The sequence below is a fragment of the Spongiactinospora sp. TRM90649 genome (assembly GCF_029382225.1).
GTDB lineage: Bacteria > Actinomycetota > Actinomycetes > Streptosporangiales > Streptosporangiaceae > Spongiactinospora.
This window is the reverse complement of sequence record NZ_JARLTC010000068.1, coordinates 1-16,308: the sequence shown is the minus strand read 5'-3', so window position 1 is coordinate 16,308 and position 16,308 is coordinate 1. Positions and strand designations below refer to the sequence as shown.

Annotated in this window: 18 protein-coding genes; 7 read left to right on the top strand and 11 right to left on the bottom strand. The window is 70.4% G+C overall.

What is annotated here, in order from left to right; all coding sequences use genetic code 11:
- Nucleotides 1-81: 81 nt before the first annotated feature.
- Both P3X83_RS42795 and P3X83_RS42790 read left to right on the top strand, forming a co-directional pair.
- The gene (locus P3X83_RS42795; protein ID WP_277311192.1) at nucleotides 82-471 is read left to right on the top strand and encodes an arsenate reductase ArsC; all 390 of its coding nucleotides are present in this window, start codon (nucleotides 82-84) and stop codon (nucleotides 469-471) included.
- Nucleotides 472-537: 66 nt separating this feature from the next.
- Nucleotides 538-1,359 (top strand): sulfite exporter TauE/SafE family protein, encoded by an 822-nt coding sequence (locus P3X83_RS42790; RefSeq protein WP_277311191.1) that lies wholly within the window; start codon nucleotides 538-540, stop codon nucleotides 1,357-1,359.
- Nucleotides 1,360-1,391: 32 nt separating this feature from the next.
- On the opposite strand, the gene P3X83_RS42785 is transcribed toward P3X83_RS42790, so the two are convergent.
- The 5 genes from P3X83_RS42785 to P3X83_RS42765 form a co-directional block, all read right to left on the bottom strand.
- Nucleotides 1,392-1,760 (bottom strand): metalloregulator ArsR/SmtB family transcription factor, encoded by a 369-nt coding sequence (locus P3X83_RS42785; RefSeq protein WP_277311190.1) that lies wholly within the window; start codon nucleotides 1,758-1,760, stop codon nucleotides 1,392-1,394.
- Nucleotides 1,761-1,790: 30 nt separating this feature from the next.
- On the bottom strand, nucleotides 1,791-3,047 hold the full coding sequence (locus tag P3X83_RS42780) for an MFS transporter (RefSeq protein ID WP_277311189.1): 1,257 nt from the start codon (nucleotides 3,045-3,047) through the stop codon (nucleotides 1,791-1,793).
- The gene (locus tag P3X83_RS42775; RefSeq protein WP_277311188.1) at nucleotides 3,044-3,313 is read right to left on the bottom strand and encodes a hypothetical protein; all 270 of its coding nucleotides are present in this window, start codon (nucleotides 3,311-3,313) and stop codon (nucleotides 3,044-3,046) included. Before P3X83_RS42775 ends, P3X83_RS42780 begins: the two co-directional genes overlap by 4 nt.
- Nucleotides 3,314-3,356: 43 nt before the next feature.
- Entirely contained in the window at nucleotides 3,357-4,751 is a 1,395-nt protein-coding gene (locus P3X83_RS42770) for an FAD-dependent oxidoreductase (protein ID WP_277311187.1), read from the bottom strand.
- A 128-nt stretch (nucleotides 4,752-4,879) separates the two neighbouring features.
- The gene (locus P3X83_RS42765) at nucleotides 4,880-5,980 is read right to left on the bottom strand and encodes an FAD-dependent oxidoreductase (protein WP_277311186.1); all 1,101 of its coding nucleotides are present in this window, start codon (nucleotides 5,978-5,980) and stop codon (nucleotides 4,880-4,882) included.
- 76 nt (nucleotides 5,981-6,056) lie between these two features.
- Here P3X83_RS42765 and P3X83_RS42760 point away from each other — a divergent pair, with 76 nt between their 5' ends.
- Both P3X83_RS42760 and P3X83_RS42755 read left to right on the top strand, forming a co-directional pair.
- Complete coding sequence (locus P3X83_RS42760; protein WP_277311185.1) at nucleotides 6,057-6,449, top strand: metalloregulator ArsR/SmtB family transcription factor; 393 nt, start codon at nucleotides 6,057-6,059, stop codon at nucleotides 6,447-6,449.
- A gap of 662 nt (nucleotides 6,450-7,111) precedes the next feature.
- A complete protein-coding gene (locus tag P3X83_RS42755; protein ID WP_277311184.1) occupies nucleotides 7,112-8,548 on the top strand; it encodes a GMC family oxidoreductase N-terminal domain-containing protein in 1,437 nt (478 codons plus the stop codon).
- 231 nt (nucleotides 8,549-8,779) lie between these two features.
- On the opposite strand, the gene P3X83_RS42750 is transcribed toward P3X83_RS42755, so the two are convergent.
- From P3X83_RS42750 to P3X83_RS42740, 3 genes are all read right to left on the bottom strand, one after another.
- Nucleotides 8,780-9,004: a hypothetical protein gene (locus P3X83_RS42750; RefSeq protein ID WP_277311183.1), complete on the bottom strand. Its 225-nt coding sequence runs from the start codon at nucleotides 9,002-9,004 to the stop codon at nucleotides 8,780-8,782.
- 424 nt (nucleotides 9,005-9,428) lie between these two features.
- Nucleotides 9,429-10,334 carry a phosphatase PAP2 family protein gene (locus P3X83_RS42745; protein WP_277311182.1) on the bottom strand — a complete coding sequence of 302 codons (906 nt, stop codon included), beginning with the start codon at nucleotides 10,332-10,334 and terminating at the stop codon, nucleotides 9,429-9,431.
- Between the two features lie 283 nt (nucleotides 10,335-10,617).
- Complete coding sequence (locus P3X83_RS42740) at nucleotides 10,618-11,409, bottom strand: hypothetical protein (protein ID WP_277311181.1); 792 nt, start codon at nucleotides 11,407-11,409, stop codon at nucleotides 10,618-10,620.
- Nucleotides 11,410-11,821: 412 nt separating this feature from the next.
- On the opposite strand from P3X83_RS42740, the gene P3X83_RS42735 reads away from it, so the two are divergent.
- A complete protein-coding gene (locus P3X83_RS42735) occupies nucleotides 11,822-12,289 on the top strand; it encodes an MFS transporter (RefSeq protein ID WP_277311180.1) in 468 nt (155 codons plus the stop codon).
- On the top strand, nucleotides 12,280-12,648 hold the full coding sequence (locus P3X83_RS42730; protein WP_277311179.1) for an ABC transporter permease: 369 nt from the start codon (nucleotides 12,280-12,282) through the stop codon (nucleotides 12,646-12,648). The genes P3X83_RS42735 and P3X83_RS42730 overlap by 10 nt, the downstream gene beginning before the upstream one ends.
- Before the next feature lie 23 nt (nucleotides 12,649-12,671).
- Here P3X83_RS42730 and P3X83_RS42725 read toward each other — a convergent pair whose 3' ends face one another.
- Together P3X83_RS42725 and P3X83_RS42720 are read right to left on the bottom strand one after the other, a co-directional pair.
- Nucleotides 12,672-13,160, bottom strand: a complete 489-nt coding sequence (locus P3X83_RS42725; protein WP_277311178.1) for a pyridoxamine 5'-phosphate oxidase family protein — start codon at nucleotides 13,158-13,160, stop codon at nucleotides 12,672-12,674.
- A 29-nt stretch (nucleotides 13,161-13,189) separates the two neighbouring features.
- The gene (locus tag P3X83_RS42720; RefSeq protein ID WP_277311177.1) at nucleotides 13,190-14,614 is read right to left on the bottom strand and encodes an MFS transporter; all 1,425 of its coding nucleotides are present in this window, start codon (nucleotides 14,612-14,614) and stop codon (nucleotides 13,190-13,192) included.
- A 103-nt stretch (nucleotides 14,615-14,717) separates the two neighbouring features.
- Between P3X83_RS42720 and P3X83_RS42715 the strand changes: the two genes are divergently transcribed.
- Nucleotides 14,718-15,209, top strand: a complete 492-nt coding sequence (locus P3X83_RS42715; RefSeq protein WP_277311176.1) for a helix-turn-helix domain-containing protein — start codon at nucleotides 14,718-14,720, stop codon at nucleotides 15,207-15,209.
- Between the two features lie 38 nt (nucleotides 15,210-15,247).
- On the opposite strand, the gene P3X83_RS42710 is transcribed toward P3X83_RS42715, so the two are convergent.
- Complete coding sequence (locus P3X83_RS42710) at nucleotides 15,248-16,072, bottom strand: IclR family transcriptional regulator (protein WP_277311175.1); 825 nt, start codon at nucleotides 16,070-16,072, stop codon at nucleotides 15,248-15,250.
- Between the last annotated feature and the right edge of the window lie 236 nt (nucleotides 16,073-16,308).

Sequence of the window (16,308 nt, the reverse complement as noted above, 5' to 3'; positions counted from 1 at the left end):
GCCCGCTCATCGAGGTGCCCGTGCTGGTCGCCCTGGTCTACGTCAGCCTGGCCGCCCGCAGGCTGTTCAAGGAGCCCGTCAATGCCTAGCGTCCTATTCGTCTGCGTTCACAACGCCGGGCGTTCCCAGATGGCCGCCGGATGGCTCAGCCACCTCGCCGGAGACCGTGTCGAGGTCCGGTCCGCGGGATCCGCGCCCGCCGGGCAGATCAACCCGGTCGCCGTCGAGGCCATGGCGGAGGTCGGCATCGACATCACCGCCGCCCAGCCCAAGGTGCTCACCGTCGATGCCGTCGAGGCCTCCGATGTGGTGATCACCATGGGCTGTGGCGACGCCTGCCCGATCTTCCCCGGCAAACGCTATGAGGACTGGAAGCTCGACGACCCGGCCGGGCAGGGCATTGAGGCGGTGCGGGCGATCCGCGACGAGATCAAGGCACGTGTGGAGAAGCTGATCTTCGCACTCGTCTGACCCGGGGACGGCGGGCTTCGGTCCGGATGAGAAGGTTCCTGATCGTCGGCGGTGACGAGGCGCTCGATGGATCGCGATGACAACCTCGACGGTGCGGCCGTTCGCAGAAGGCGCTTCCCGGCGCTGGTGGTGGCGGCCGGTGCCGCCGTGGGTGTACTCGGCGGGATGATCGGGCTGGGTGGCGCGGAGTTCCGGCTGCCGTTGCTGATCGGCCTGTTCGGCTTCGCCGCGCTGGCGGCCGTCATCTTGAACAAGGCGATGAGCCTGGTCGTCGTTCTGGCGGCGCTGCCCGCCCGGCTGGCCGCAGTGCCGCTCGCCGAGCTGGCCGCGCACTGGACGGTAACCGTGAACCTGCTCGCGGGCAGTCTGCTGGGCGCCTGGGCCGGGGCGTCGTGGGCGGTCCGGATGCGGACCGCCACCCTCTACAAGGTGCTCGCGGTGCTGATGGTGGGCATGGCCGCGGCCTTGGTGCTCACGCACGCGACCGCCGTGGGCACGCTGGTCCTGCCCGATGCGGCACGAACGATCGCCGCAGTCGTGGCCGGGTTCGGTATCGGAGTGGTGGCCGCGATCATGGGCGTGGCCGGAGGCGAGCTGCTGATCCCCACGATCGTGCTGCTGTACGCGGTCGACATCAAGGTCGCCGGCAGCCTGTCCCTGATCGTCTCCCTGCCGACCATGCTGGTCGCCTTCGCCCGCTACAGCCGCGACGGCGGTTTCGCCGTCCTGGGCGCCAACCTCCGCTTCGCCGCTGCCATGGTCGTCGGCTCGATCGCGGGCGCGCTCCTCGGCGGGCTGCTGCTCGGCGTCGTCCCCGACCTCGTGCTGGTTCCTGTGCTGGCGGCCATCCTGCTGATCTCAGCAGGCAAGGTGGCACGCCACCGATGAGCATGTCCTGCCCGTGACCACCCTGATGGAGGTCACACGGAGACGAGGCTGAGGTCGGTGCGAACGGGCTCGCCGAGGGGGGCGAACAGGGCGCCGAGCTTGTTCACCGTCTCCGGGACGACCCGGTAGTACACCCAGGTGCCGCGCCGCTCGCCGTCGATGAGCCCGGCGGTGCGCAGGATCTTCAAATGGTGGGAGATCGTCGGCGCGGTGAGGTCGAAGAAGCCGGTCAACTCGCACACGCACACCTCGCCGCCCTTGTGGGAGCCGATCATCGACAGCAGGCGCAGCCGTACCGGGTCGGCCACCGCTTTGAGTAGGACCGCGAGGTCGGCCGCGTCGTTCTCCGACAGGGGCTCACGGGCGATCGGCGCGCAGCACTGGATCGTCACGGCGGTCATCCCGGCTCCTTAATTCGATGCTCGTCTAAATCATAGGCGATGGTAGGCGGCCAAGGCCAAGGCGGCGGTGACGCTCGCCATCGCGACCGCGCTCATCACCCACGTATAGCCGGCGGCCTGCGCCAAGGCGACCGCGCCGAGGGGGGCCAGCGCCTTGTCGGCGACGGAGAATACCGCGATCCGGCCCGCCAGGGTCGCGTAGGCGGCGGTGCCGTACCGGGCCACGAGCAGGTGCGGCAGGGTGATCGAGGCGATGCCGAAGCCGAGGCCGAACAGCAGCACGCACCCGATCACCCCCGCGGCCGTCGTGCCGAAGACGGGTAGCAGCAGGGCGGCGACACCCTGCAGGGCGAAAATGGCCGCGGCGATGAGCGCGGCGGGCAGGCGAGTCTGCAGGCCGGTGGTGATCAGCCGCCCCGTGACCGACAGGACACCGAGCAGCCCGGCGAGCGTCGCGGCCAGGACCGGGCTGTGCCCGAGGTGGATGAGGTAGGTGACCAGCAGCACCGCGATGGTGGCCACCGCACCGCCGTTGGCGGTGAAGGCGATCACCAGCAGCCAGAACGGGCGCCGCCGCACGGCCGCCTTGACCAGGCCCGCTCGTTGTCCGGCGGTGCCGGGGGTGCGGGAGGCGGCCGGGCGGCGGCGGATCACCATTGCGTGCAGCGGGGCGGCCAGCGCACCGTAGCCGGCCCCGAGAATCAGCAGCGCTTGGCGCCAGCCGTAGGCGTCGACCAGCAGGCCGGTGAGCGGGATGAAGATCGAGGAGGCGAATCCGGCGACGATGGTGAGGGCGAGGATGCCGTTCGCGCGGCCGCGGGCGTCTCCGCCGTGCCAGGCGATGATGACGGCGAAGGCGGCCTCGTACAGCACCATGGAGCAGGCGACGCCGATGGCGGCGAAAACCAGGTAGAGCTGCCACAGCGCGGTTACCTGTGACCAGGCCAGTACCGCGCCCGCGCCGAGCAGGGAGCCGACGGTCATCAGCCCGCGTCCGCCGTGGGCGTCCAGCCACCGTCCGGCCCGAGGGGCGCAGGCGGCGGCGATCAGCACGGACAGGGTGAGTGCGGCGGCGATCTGGGCGTTGGTGGCGTGCAGGTCGCGGGCCATCGGGACGAGGAAGACGGAGAAGGCGTAGTAGAGCACGCCGTAGCCGGTGGTCTGGGTGACGGCCAGCGCCGCGACGATCTGGCGGCCCTGCCGGGCATGCGGCTGACCGCCGCCCCGGCTTGCGGGGGCGGCGGTCAGCGCGCCGGGCGTGGTCCCGGCCGGGGGGTCGGCGTTCACCCGGGCCGGGCCTGGCAGGAGATGAGGGCCCCGCCGGTCGCCGTGATGGTCCACGTGCCGCCGGAGGCGGCGCTGAAGCCTTGTGCCTCCAGTCGCCGGGCCGGCGTGCCGGCCATGCGGGTGATCGCGCGGGCGTAGCCGGGGTTGGGGCTCGATGGCCCCGTGTCGGGAGGGGGGACGGCCAGGCGATCGGTGCCGAGCCCGTCGTGGCCGCAGATCAGCCGCATGGCTTCCTTGTGGGCGCTGGTGGGGTGGCCGTCCGACACGTCGGTCTTCCTTCTCCAGAGGGGATTGCTGCCGAAGGGGAGGTCAGCCGCAGCAGCCGCCATCGCCGGAAGCGGAAACGGTGGCCAGAGGGAGCGGGGCGGCGAGCAGGCCGCCGCTGATGCCGGTGGCCAGGCCGACCCTGCTCTCCTGGGCCTCGGCGAGGTTGGAGGAGCAGACGCCGGTCTCGGGCAGATCCAGCCGCACCTGCCGGGCGGCCTCCCAGTCCCCGGCGAGCGCCGCGACCACCGAACGGACCTGCTCATACCCGGTGGCCATGAGGAATGTCGGGGCACGCCCGTAGGACTTCACTCCGACGGCGTAGTAACCGGGCTCGGGGTGGGTCAGCTCGTCCACCCCGTGGGCGGGGACGGTACCGCATGAATGCTGGTTCGGGTCGATCAGCGGGGCCAGCGCGCGGGTAGAGCCCAGGATCGGGTCCAGGTCCAGGCGTAGCTCGCTCGCGATGGAGTGGTCGGGGCGGTAGCCGGTGGCGCTGATGATCCGGTCGGCGGTGACGCTCTGCTCGTGCCCGGACGGGTCGCGGCTGATCACCGTGCCGTTCTCGACGCGGTGGACGTAGAAACCGGTCAGCAGGTGGATGCGGCCGGATTCGACGTGCGCGCGCAGCCGGGTGCCGAGCGCGCCGCGGGCGGGCAGTGCGTCGGCGTCGCCGCCGCCGTAGGCGCGGGCCGCGCCGCCGGCGCGGATCGCCCAGGTGATCCGGGTGTCGGCGGAGAGGTCGGCCAGCGCGAGCAGCGTGGTGGCCGCCGAGTGGCCCGCGCCGACGACCAGGACGTGCCTGCCCTCATACCGCTCCCGGTCTGTGCCGAGCACGTCGGGCAGTGCGTGGTCCACGAGATCGTGGGCGTCCTTTTCGCCGTGGGCGGGCAGGCCACTGGCACCGAGCACGTTGGGGGTCTCGTAGGTCCCGGAGGCGTCGATGACGGCGCGGGCGTGCAGTTCCTCGCCGCCGGCCAGGCGGATGAGGAAGGGGACGTCGGCGCGGCCGGTGGTGCGGACCCGGTCATAGCCGAGGCGGCTGATCGCGGCCACCTTCGCGCTGAGCCGGACCCGCTCGCCGAACAGCGCGGCCAGCGGGGCGAGGTAGCCGTCGATCAGCTCGGCGCCGGTGGGCAGCCACTCGGGATCGGGCGCGTCCCAGCCGGCGGCCTCAAGGAGACGGCGGGCGGCGGCGTCGATGTCGTACTTCCACGGGCTGAACACCCGCACGTGTCCCCACCTGGCCACCGACGCGGCGGCCTGCTCACCGGATTCCAGGACGAGGAAGTCGATGCCGCGTTCGGCCAGGTGCGCGGCGGCGGCCAGGCCGACCGGCCCGGCCCCGATCACCACGACCGGTAGCGTGCCGGCGTCGGGACCGTTGACCATCTGCTCCAGTTCCAGGGCGGTGGTGGTGCCACAGCAGCCGTCGCTCATGACGGTGTCTCCTTGGGTCCAGGTGAGTTGTTTAGAAGACTGTCGAACCAGAGCCATCATGAGACTCTGCTTAGAGGATTGTCAAATTAGCCGGTTGTCGAATCAGACGGCCTTCGGGAGTCCGCCGGTCACAGGCCGACCCGGGCCGGGGCGTCGCGGACGTGCGCGGCCAGCGGGCCCATGACGTGCGCGGCGTCCGCGGCGACGCCGCGCAGGGTGTTGGAGGCGAAGGAACGCTGGAACTCCAGCCCCAGGTAGGCGAGACCCGGGTGGGTGAGGGACAGCCCGCCGGCGTGCAGCGGCAGGCCGTGCTCGTCCAGCGCGCCGAGCGGAGCCAGATACCCCAGGTCGGGCAGGTAGCCGGTGGCCGTCAGCACCGCATCGACGCGCTCGCGGGTGCCGTCGGCCCACACGACGTGCTCGCCGTCCAGCGCGGTGAACATGGGCCGGCGCACCAGCCGGCCGGATGCCACCGCGGCGGCGTGGTCGCCGGTGTCCATGACCGGCCGCCCGGGCAGGCGGTGCAGCAGCCAGGCCGGCGGCAGGTCGTCGAAACCGCTGGAGGTCAGCCAGTGGTGCACGTCCCTGCCCTCGCGCCGCTGCGGCAGGAAGGTCAGCGGGGCGCGCGAGGCGATGCGTATCCGATCCGGCCCGTCCGGCCCCGCCGCGATGGCCAGCTCGCAGGCGATCTGCACGGCGGAGTTGCCGCCGCCGACCACCACCACGCGCCGCCCCTCCAGGTCCTTGGGGCCGCGGTAGTCGGCCGCGTGCAGCACCTGCCCGGTGAAGGATTCGGCGCCGGGCAGGGAGGGGCGGATCGGGCGGGTGAAGGAGCCGCCGGCCGCGATTACCGCCGCGGCCGTGATGTCCTGGCCGTCGGCGGTGCGCACGGTGAATCCGCCGTCGTCGGCGGCCTGGACGGCGTGCGCCCGGGTGCCGGTGCGGATCTCGACGTCCAGCGTGGCGGCGTAGCGGCGCAGGTAGGCGGTGACCTCGTCGCGGTGCGGGTAGTGGTCGGGGTCGCCGGGGAAGTCCAGGCCGGGCATCGCGCTGAACCGGGCGGGCGAGAAGGCGGTGAGGCTGTCGTAGTAGTGCGGCCAGGAGCCGCCCGGCTCGCTCGCGGCTTCGAGGATCAGCGCGCTCAGGCCCGCGTGCCGGGCGGCGCGGGCGGCGGCGAGGCTGGACTGGCCTGCGCCGATGATGACGAGGGGGTGTGGGGATGTGGTCATGACCGGGACCATATATCGCTGTTTTCAGATATGTCAAAGCAGCGATATGATGGAATCCTGCGGGAAGGGAGGACACATGACCACGCAAGGCGCTGCTGCGGGCACCACCGGAGGTCCGCGGGCAGCGGACGGGCCGTGCTGCCCGCCCTCATCGCCGGCGGGCGGCGGTGCCCAGCAGGCGGTGACCGATCTCAGCCCCGCCGTACATGCCTTCCTCAAAGCCCTGGCCAGCCCCGCCCGCCAGCGCGTCATGCTGCTGTTCGCCCGGGGGGCCGAACTCAGCGTCGGCCAGGTCGCCGAGGCCACCGGCCTGGCCCAGCCCCGCGCCAGCGAACACCTGGCCGAGCTCCGGCGCGGCGGCATCCTCACCTCTCACAAGGACGGCAAGACCGTGCTCTACCGCGCCGACAAACACGCCGGCGCCGTAGCGCTCGCCGAGCTCCAGGCCTTCCTGCGGCACTGCTGCTGACCCTGCCGACAGGCCATCACGACGACGCGGACCGCCCTTCTAGACCGATCGGTCTTACCGCACCGTCAGATGGGCGCGGAGCGGGACACCGTCCAACTCCAGGTGGCGGCTCATGTCGAGCTCGAAGCGGCGACCGCTACGTGGCGATCCCGAGACATTACATACAGCTACTTTGGGGCTGGTCGCCGAGCCGGTCGAGGTGCGGCAGGTGATGATCCCCAGGTCGAGCGGCAAGCTCCGCAAGCTGGGCATCCCTACCGTCGCCGACCGGGTGGTCCAGGCCAGTCTCAATGCGGTGCTCGAACCCATCTTCGAGGCGGACTTCCTAGGGGGCCGCGTACTGGCGTCGCTTCCAGCTCGGGCGTCCCGGACGGACAGGACACGATTCTGGACAGGAAATGGCATACCGGGTGATCGGCGGGTGGGGGAAGCCTGCGTGCAGTACGGCCGGCCGAAGACGCGGCGGGCCGTAGTTGGCGCGGGTTGAAAGGAAGTCATGACGCAGAAGTCACAGCGACCGCAGAACGGATCCATGGCCGACCGATCCGCCGAGCACGAATTCGACGTCATCGTGTGCGGAGCGGGCTCGGCCGGATCGACGGTCGCCGGAATACTGGCCGACGATCCGGCGCTGCGCGTGCTCCTTATCGAAGCAGGTCCAGATGACGCGGACGACCGCGTTTCCAACCCCCGACCGCTGGCCGGAGAACATCGGCAGCGAACGCGACTGGGGCTACCTCACCGAGCCGAGCCCTCGGATCGCCGGTCGGCGCGTGCTGTACTCGATGGGCAAAGGGCTGGGCGGCGGGTCCAGCATCAACGTCGCCGTCTGGTCACGCGGCCACCGCCAGGACTGGGAGGACTTCGCCGAACTCGCCGGCGACCCGCGCTGGAACTACCGCTCCATGCTCGACGTCTACCGCCGGTTGGAGACCTGGCACGGCGACCCCGACATCGAGCGCAGGGGCACGGAAGGCCCCATTCACGTGCGGCCGGCCCAGCCGACGCACGCCTTCTTCTCCGCGATGCTCGACGGAGCCGAGACGGTCGGCCTCGATCGTTACGCGAGCCCGAACGGCGAACTCGCCGAACGCGGCAGCGGCTGCGCCGTCCGCGATGAAACCGTCGAGAACGTCGGCACCCGCCGATCGCCGTATCGCGCGCTGGTAGCGCCACGTCTGCATCAGCGGAATCTCACGGTCATCACCCACGCCGTCGTCACCGAGGTCGTTTTCGACGGCAACCGCGCGGTCGGCGTGAAAGCCGTTTCCGAAGGTCGCCCTGTCGAATTCCGCGCAGCATGTGAGGTGGTTCTGAGCCTGGGCGCAGTGCAGACTCCGAAGATTCTCCTGCAGTCGGGCATCGGTCCGGCCGGGCATCTGGAGTCGTTGGGCATACCGGTTCGCGGGAATCTGCCCGGAGTGGGGTCCGGCCTCGACGACCACGTGCTGTTCGGGTGCGTGTGGGAAGCGGGCAAGTGCGAACTTCCCCCGCCGCCTCGGGCCCAGGCGGTGTGCTTCTGGGGTTCCGATGGCCGGCCGGAATCACCGAAATTCATCATGTACTCCGGCGCCGCCGCGTTCATGAGCCCAGAGGCGGCGGCACGGTACGGACGACCTGACCCCGCTTTCACGTTTCTGCTCGGCATGCGCATGAGGTCGCGAGGCTCGGTGCGGCTCAGGACCGCCGACCCGGCGAGCGCTCCCATCATCGAGACCGGCTACCTCGACGACCCCGACGACGTACGTGACGCGGTCGAGGGCTACCGGTTCGCCGAGGTCCTGGCCCACTCCCAGCCGATGAGCCCGTACCTAGGAACGCGCGCCGTCCCGGGCGGGGTTTCCGACGCCGACGTCGCCGCGTACCTCCGTCACACGGCCAGCACCTTCTGGCACCAGTGCGGGACGGCCCGGGTCGGCACGGACGAGGGAGCGGTCATCGACGCGGAGTTCCGTGTCCACGGCTTCGACAACCTCCGGATCGCCGACGCTTCGGTACTGCCCCGCGTGACCTCTGGAAACACCATGGCCCCCTGTGTGGCCATCGGAGCCCGAGCCGCCGACCTCATCCGCGACCGGCGGAACTCCGTCGAAGCGTGATCGAAGTGCTGGAACTCGGGTGCCCGTTCGACGCACCGCCGCCCCTTGGACACTGTCGCCGAGACCACCACTCACCCCACCAGCGCGAAAGGCTTGCCCCCTGCAGCCCGGCGAATGGCACCGCGGTACGCGTCGCACCGGTCGGTACCCGAACTCCTCGTCGAGCACGATGACCGGAAGGTCACTTGGCAGGCCGATCAGCGGCGATATGAACTGGTTCGCCTCGTCCTGCTATGTCGTGGCCCACACCAACCGGCTGCCGGTCTCGCGGGCGAGGCCTGTCAGGATCCGGCCGTGGTCGGGGCAGTACCGGATCGGGTACGTCTCCCCGTCTGACGGCGTCACCCGCTCGATCAGCCAGTTGCCGTTGGCGGGCCGCTGGGCGGCGTTGACGACACCGTCCACGTCCAGCAGAATCAGGCGCTCGCCCGGCACTGGGCGGATGAGGGTGCTCATGGGCGTCGGAGCGGTTCCTGGACGGGCTTGCCGTACTGGCACGCTGTCACGCCACCCGCCCGTAGGACGGCAAGACCCACGTTGGCCGTCTATGGAACCCGCGGGTACCGTCCGGAGGGTGTGGCCAGCGGATCACGCTGGGGAAGGTCAAGGTGGGGCGTCCAGCGCGAGGGATGGCCACCCGGCATGAGGGAGCGTCGAAGCCGTGCGCGAGGGATTCGGGCCGGTCGATCCAGTTCTTGGCCGCTGCTCGGGAGAGGGGCCGGGAGGCGTTCCCACATCTCGGTGAGCCGGGCGCCGCGCAGCCCCGTCCGCGCCTGCTCGTGGTCGGCCTGCCGAACGGGGATGTGCCCAGGGAGTCCGCTCAGGTCCACTCGGGCCGTAGCCAGCTGTAGCCAGGTGAGATCGCGCGGCATCTGGACCATCACAGCAAGGCGGTCAGCGTGAGCCATGACGCGGCACCGCCCCCCACCGCGCCCGCGATGGTCTGGGCGGGTGTGTGGTCCCGGATCACCACTCGCGACCAGGCGATCGCCGCCGTCAGCACAATGCCGGCCGCGTAGACGGGGACCGGCGGAAGGATCCAAGCGAGCGTTACCACACTGCCGGCCGCCACCGCCGTATGGAAACTGATCTTCCACCAGAACGTGATCGGGCCGGTCACGGTCAACGTGGCGAGCATGACGGCCACGCCCGCGACCATCACCGGCGGGGCGCCGAGCGTGACCATGAGGGTCATGGTGATGATCACCAGGGCGAGGATGACGCCGATCAGCCACGGTCGATGGGCACGGTCGGTGATGTGCTTGTCGGCGAACCGGCCCGACCGGACGCCTGCCACGATCACAATGAGTGGGATCCCACCGCACAGCCCGGCGGCCAGCGCGCCCCAGCCGATGCCGGCCCAGCCGCCGGTGATCGCGCCCACGATCAGAGGCAACCCCATGACGAGGTGGGCGGGTGCGAACACCTCCGTCACACCGCGGGCGAAGCGGTTCTCCGTCTGCCGATCCGCCGGTAAGCCACTGGGACCTGCCGAAGCCACGTTGTCTCCTTTTCGACGTCGTCGGCGAATACAGGTCCTGGCATGATTCCAGAAAACGCGCCTGTCCCCTTGTGTTAACGACGCCGCGCCGCCAGGGCGCGCGAGGCGGTGGCCTCGTGCGCGGGTGGCGGCGGGCACGTCCAGGCGGTCGGTGAGATGCTGTCGGCGCTCGTGGTGCGGGCGCACAGTGTGCAGGCGCTGCGGGCGACGGCGGAGCAGGCCAGTGGGTTCGCCGCGCGGCCGGCCGACATCGAGGAGGTCGCCGCCTTCCACGGTGACGCGCACGAGCTGCTGGTGTACCGGTTCTTCAAGATGGACGGCTGGCACTGCTCGAACTGGCGGGCAAGCGGCGACTGGAACCCACCTCCAGCGATGACTCGGAGCCGGCCTCGCCGGGCGCACGCCCGCGAGCACTCACCCAAGTGCCGCGACTTCGTCCCGCTGCCACCCCGGTTGAAGAGGAGGAGCCGCAGTCGGGCATCGCGTTCGCCTCGGGCAACCGGCGGCGCGCGGTGACCGGCCGCAGACGGCCGCCCGGCTTGGTGGCGCGTCGTCCTCCCTTTTCCGTTCAGTTGTGGAAGCGGCCCTCTCGCGTGTAGATGCAGCTGCCACTGCCGAGGACCCCGCAATTCGCGTTGGAGTTCCAGCCGTCGTCGTAGTGGACCTTACGCCAGCGCTTCACCGACCCTTTCTCCGCGTATTGGTGGTGCCAGGGTGGCACCTTCGAGTCGAAGTGCTTCTTGTAGTTTCCCCAGATGTTCTTGTAGTAGATCCGGTGCCGGGCGTAGATGTAGCTTGGATAGTTGTCAGGCGTGCAGTTGGCGACATAGCTGTCGGAATAGCGCTGCTTGTCGGAGGTGAACTGGGAGGCGTAGTAGGTTTCGGGCGGCATTCCGGGGAACCCCGCGTCGTGCCAGTCGTACCAGTTGTAGTGGTAGAAGTCGCATGCGGCAGCGCCGGAGATGGTCGAGACCTGTGGCGGGGTCAAGCCGTCCGCGACGACCGGCGAGCTGGTGATCTGGCGGCGCCGCAGCTCCGGTGGCGGGTCGGCGCCGTGGTCGTCCACCAGTCGCCGGGGGACCGCGACCACCGTCGGCGTGATCTCCAGATATGTCTCCAGGAAACTGCCCTTCTCGTCGCGGGCGAAGAGCGGAGCTCGGTCGATCCTTCCCAGCTGAGCCATTCCGACGTCGTTGGAGGGGTAGCTGTCGGTGAAGGTGACCAACAGTCCGTTGGTGTAGCGGAGCTGTGCGAGGCTCACGTCCACGTCGGCCTCTTCCTCATCGTCGGCCACGGCCGCGGAGGGAATGAGGAACAGAGCTGCCGCGATTGCCGCCGCCACGACCGGGATCACTTTCATGCGCTCTCCTCGTGGGCTGACTCGGACTGCTGGATTACCGGGACTACTGGAGACGATAAACCTGGTTCTTTGAATCTCCTAAGGCTGATTCGGACGACGCGCACCAGGCGCGGATTTTCGGCCTTGATGCCGCGCGCCTGCGCGGATAGAGGTGGCGAGGGTGTGCGGGACTGCGGCGGGCGGAACGGCCGCGCCCGGGGCCGGGAGTGTCGGGAGTCGTCACTCTTGCCGATGCGTCACCGGCCGGCCGGTACGGTGCGACCACGGGTTGCCCGTGGTCCTGTGGCAGGCCGCTGGGCTGCTCCGGCCGGCCCGCCCGCCACCTGACCCACCACGACAGGTCCGGCCCCTCCGCCCACCAGCGGGGAGAACCATGTCATTGCGAGCCCGATTGCGAGCGGAGAAAGAGCGGATGACGACGACCACCCGCTGGCGGCGTAACGCCGCCCTGTTCCTGACCGGGCGGACCGTGTCGCCGTTCGGCTCCATGATCGTGCAGTACGCGGTGATGTGGTGGGTGACCCTGCGGACCCGCTCCGGGCTGGCGGTGGCGCTCTACGCGGTGGCCGCGTTCCTGCCCCAGGGATTGGTGTCGATCTTCGGAGGCGTGCTCGCCGACCGGATGAACCGCCGGGTACTGTTCATGATCGCCGACGGCGCCATCGCCACGGCGACGCTGGTGCTGGCGCCGCTGATGGCCAACGGCGTGAACGACCCTCGTGCTCGCCCTGCCGTTCCGCACTCCCGGCGGCACGGTCGCCGCCGCCCGGCGGATGCCCGGTGTCGAGGGCACTACCGGGCGCGGCCGTGCTCGACCGCCTCACGGCGGTGGACTCCGGGACGGCCGGCGCGGCGATCAATTACCCCGCCATGGGCCTGATCATCGCCTTCTGCGCCATCGCCGTGGTGAACACCCTGGCCATGTCCACCTCCGCCCGATCGCGCGAACTCGCCCTGCTGCGCCTGGTCGGGACCACCCGCCGGCAGGTGCTGCGCATGCTGCGTGCCGAGACCGCGACCGCCGTCGTGATCGCCGTGGCGCTCGGCACCGGCATCTCCCTGGTGACGCCGCCCGCCTTCAGCGCCGGCATGACCGGCTCGGCCCTGCCGTCCATCCCGCCGCTCGTCTACCTCGGCGTGATGACCGTGGCCGCCGCCCTCGCCTTGGCCGCCACGGTGATCCCGGCCCGCTTCGTCCTGCGCGCCCGGCCCACCGAGGCCCTCGCCGCCCGCGAGTAGGGCACCGGTGACAGCCCGCGCTGTCAGGGCTGTTCCGGGGGGTACCAGATCTTGCTGTGCAGGTCGGTTCCTCTGATCACCTGGACGCGCCACGGGTCCAGTCTCAGGAGGTGCAGCTTCGGGTCGCCGGGGCCGTCGCGCCAGAAGGTACCCGGGTCGTAGCCGGCTCCCTTCGGGCTCGTCCGCCGGTAGAGGTCCCACACATGGCGCTTGGTCTCGATGTCGTCGACCCAGGTGGCGACGGCGTCGACGCTCACCGCGTTCTGCCGTGGCGTCCAGTAGGAGAACGTGGTGTGGGGGTTGCCCGCCAGGTGGGCGGCCTTGACGGGGGTCTTGTAGGTGGCGAGCCAGCCCAGTGGAGCGTCGGCGACGGTCTCCCAGACGGGGATCAGCACTCGCGCGCGGGGGCGCCCCTTGCCGTCGACGGTGGTCATGGTGGCGTACACGATGTCGCCGATGTAGGTGTCGAAGGCGTTCTTGATCTCGTTGAACGAGGTCACATGCGTGGCCATTGGTCTCTTCCTCCTGTGGTGGGTGCCGCTCAGACGGTGGTCGCGGCGGGAGCCGGGGCCTTTGTGGGGGTGCGGAGGCCGAAGGCGATGACGATGACGCCGAGCACCGCCGCCGCCAGTGGGACGACGAGGGCGGTTCGCAGCGCGTCGAGGCCCGATCCGGCGGCGACGCTGACGGCGGTGACGGCCGACAGCCCGAGGGCCGTGCCGAACTGCATGGACGTGTAGAGCAGGCCGCCCGCCAGGCCGTGCTCGTTCTCCTCGATGCCCTCGGTCGCGGCCATGGTCAGCGGGCCGTACGCCAGGGAGAAGGCCAGCCCGAGCAGGAGCAGCGCCGGGAGCATGGCGGTGTAGGCCCAGTCCATCCCGACGGGCAGGAACAGCGCGTACGCGAGCGCCGCGACGGCGATGCCGCCGAACAGCACGCGGGTGTTGCCGAAGCGGTTCACCAGGCGCGGCGTCAGGGTGGGCGCGAGCACCGTGTCGATCCCGATCACCAGCATCGCCAGGCCGGTCTGCATGGTGCTCCAGCCGCGCAGCTCCTGGAGGTACAGGGTGGCCAGGAACTGGAAGCCGGCGAACGCGAACAGGAACAGCAGCGCCCCGAGGTTCACCCGCACGAGCGACGCCGTGCGCAGGATGCCCAGCCGGACCAGGGGTGACGGCGACCGCCGCTCGATCGCGACGAACAGCCCCAGCGACACCAGCCCCGCGCCGAACACGGCCACGGTGAGGCCGGGGCCGTCGCCGGGCCGCTCCAGCCGGACCACCCCGTACGCCAGCAGCAGCATGGCGGCGGTGATGGCGAACGCCCCTGTCAGGTCGAAGCCGCCAGAGGGCCGCTCGCCGCCCGTGTCGCGGACCAGGGCCAGCGCCGCCACCAGGATCAGCGCCGACAGGATGACCGGGGCGAAGAACACCCAGCGCCAGCCGAACGAGGTGAGCACGCCGCCCGCGACCAGGCCGAGGGAGAAGCCGCCGGCCGCCGTCCCGGCGTACACGCCGAGCGCCTTCGTGCGCAGCGGGCCCTCGGGGAAGTTGGACGTGACCAGCGCCAGTCCGGCGGGTGCCATGAACGCGGCCGCGACCCCGGTGACGAACCGCGCGGCCAGCAGCATCCAGCCTTCGGTGGCGAACCCGCCGAGCCCTGAGAAGACCAGGAAGACGACCAGCCAGGACACGAACATCCGCCGGTGCCCCAGCAGGTCGGCGGCGCGCCCGCCGAGCAGCATGAACCCGCCGTAGCCGAGTACGTAGGCGCTGACCACGCCGCTGAGCATGCCGGTGGACAGGCCCAGGTCGGCGCGGATCGACGGCAGCGCCACGTTCAGCATCGCCACGTCGATCCCCTCCAGGAAGATCGCGCCGCACAGCACCAGGAGGACGCCCCACGCGCGTCCTGTCATGCGGGCCGGACGGCCGGCCGCGACGGATTCGCTGACGGTGTTGGACATCGGGATCCGACTCCTTCAGTGGGAACCGATCCCGGGGCGGTTCCCCGAGTGCCTGCCGGTTCCTTCTTGTAACCGACAGCATCATCTGGCACTATCAGTGACCATGGAAGACGGCACTCTCAAGTCCCTCGGTTACTGCGGGGATACCGGCATCGACGACGACGTTCTGCAGTGGGACCAGCGCGCCGACTGCGAGGTGCGGCAGATCCTCGACCGCGTCGCCGACAAGTGGTCGCTTCTGGTGATAGCGCTGCTCGACAAGCGGAGCCTGCGCTTCACCGAGCTACGCCGCGCGATCGACGGGGTCAGCCAGCGAATGCTGACCCGCACGCTGCGGCACCTCGAACGCGACGGCCTGGTGAACCGGACGGTGCATCCGACCGTCCCGCCGCGCGTGGACTATGAGCTGACACCGATGGGCGTGACCCTGCACAGCACCATCCGCGCCCTGGTCACCTGGACCGAGGAGCACCAGAACGCGATCGCCGCGGCCCGCGCCGCCTACGACAGGCGCGAGGCCGAGCAGGAGGCCGCCGAACGCGAAGAGGCCGAACGTCAGGCCGCCGCCCGGCCGGCCCTGACGATCAGAAGGTGACCTCAGACCGCACAGGCCGGTCAGTGCGGTCAGTGCGGTCAGTGACGGCCGGAGTCGATCGCGAGCTCGGTCACCAGCGCCGTCACGGCCCGCGCCGTCTCCACGACCTGGGGCGCCAAGACCTCCCGGAGTTCCTCCCCCTCGATCGGGCGGGCGATCGAGACGTTGACGGCGGCGATGGGCCTGCTCACCGCGTTGAAGACCGGGGCGGCGACGCCCCGAATCCCGAGGACCACCTCTTCGTCGTTCAGGGCGTATCCGCGGGTTCTGATCCGGTCGAGCTCCTTCATCAGCTTGGCCCGGTCGATGATCGTGTACTGGGTGATCGCCTCCAGTTCCCGATCTCCGAGGACCGTCTCGACCTCCTCCTGCGGAAGGTAGGCGAGGATGGCGCGGCCCAGGGAGGTGGCGTGCGCGGGCAGCCGGCTTCCCACGAACAGCCGCAGCGCGAGCAGGTCGTCATTGAGCAGGCGCGACACGTACACCACGTCGGCGCCGTCGAGAAAGGCCATGTTGACCGTTTCACCGGTGTTCTCGCGTAGCCGCTGGAGATAGGGCAGCGCCATGTCGGGCAAATCGCGGCTGCTCAATGCCGCACGCGCCAGCGAAATGGCCTTGATTCCCGGCCGGAAAGTCCTTGAGTAGGTCTCCTCAAGGTATCCGAGCTTCAAGAGCGTCTGACAAAATCGATACGCCGTCGCCCTATTGAGCCCGGTCAGCCCGGCGATGTCGCTCGTCGAGAGTGTCGGGCGCCGCTCGTTGAAGAGCTCCAGGATGCTGAGCGCGCGCGAGACGGACTGGATGCCGTCCTTCTTGTTGGCATCTCCGTCACCAAGCGAAGAGGAGTTCGTTTCGCGAGCCACCTGACCATCCTATCCCAGCGTTACCGAAATTTCAGCCGACCGGCGAGAGGCCGGACGAAGCCGTCGCGCACACTCGCGCCGAGGCCTGCCGAACGAGTACTAAGCCCTGCTGTACAGGGACGGACCACCGAAGTGGCCGCCATGGCGGGCGAGCCGTGCGGGGCGCCCCCCGCCCGCCCCCGCCCCCCCCGCCGCGCCCGGCCCCCCCCCCCCCCACCCGCGGCGCCCCCCCGCCC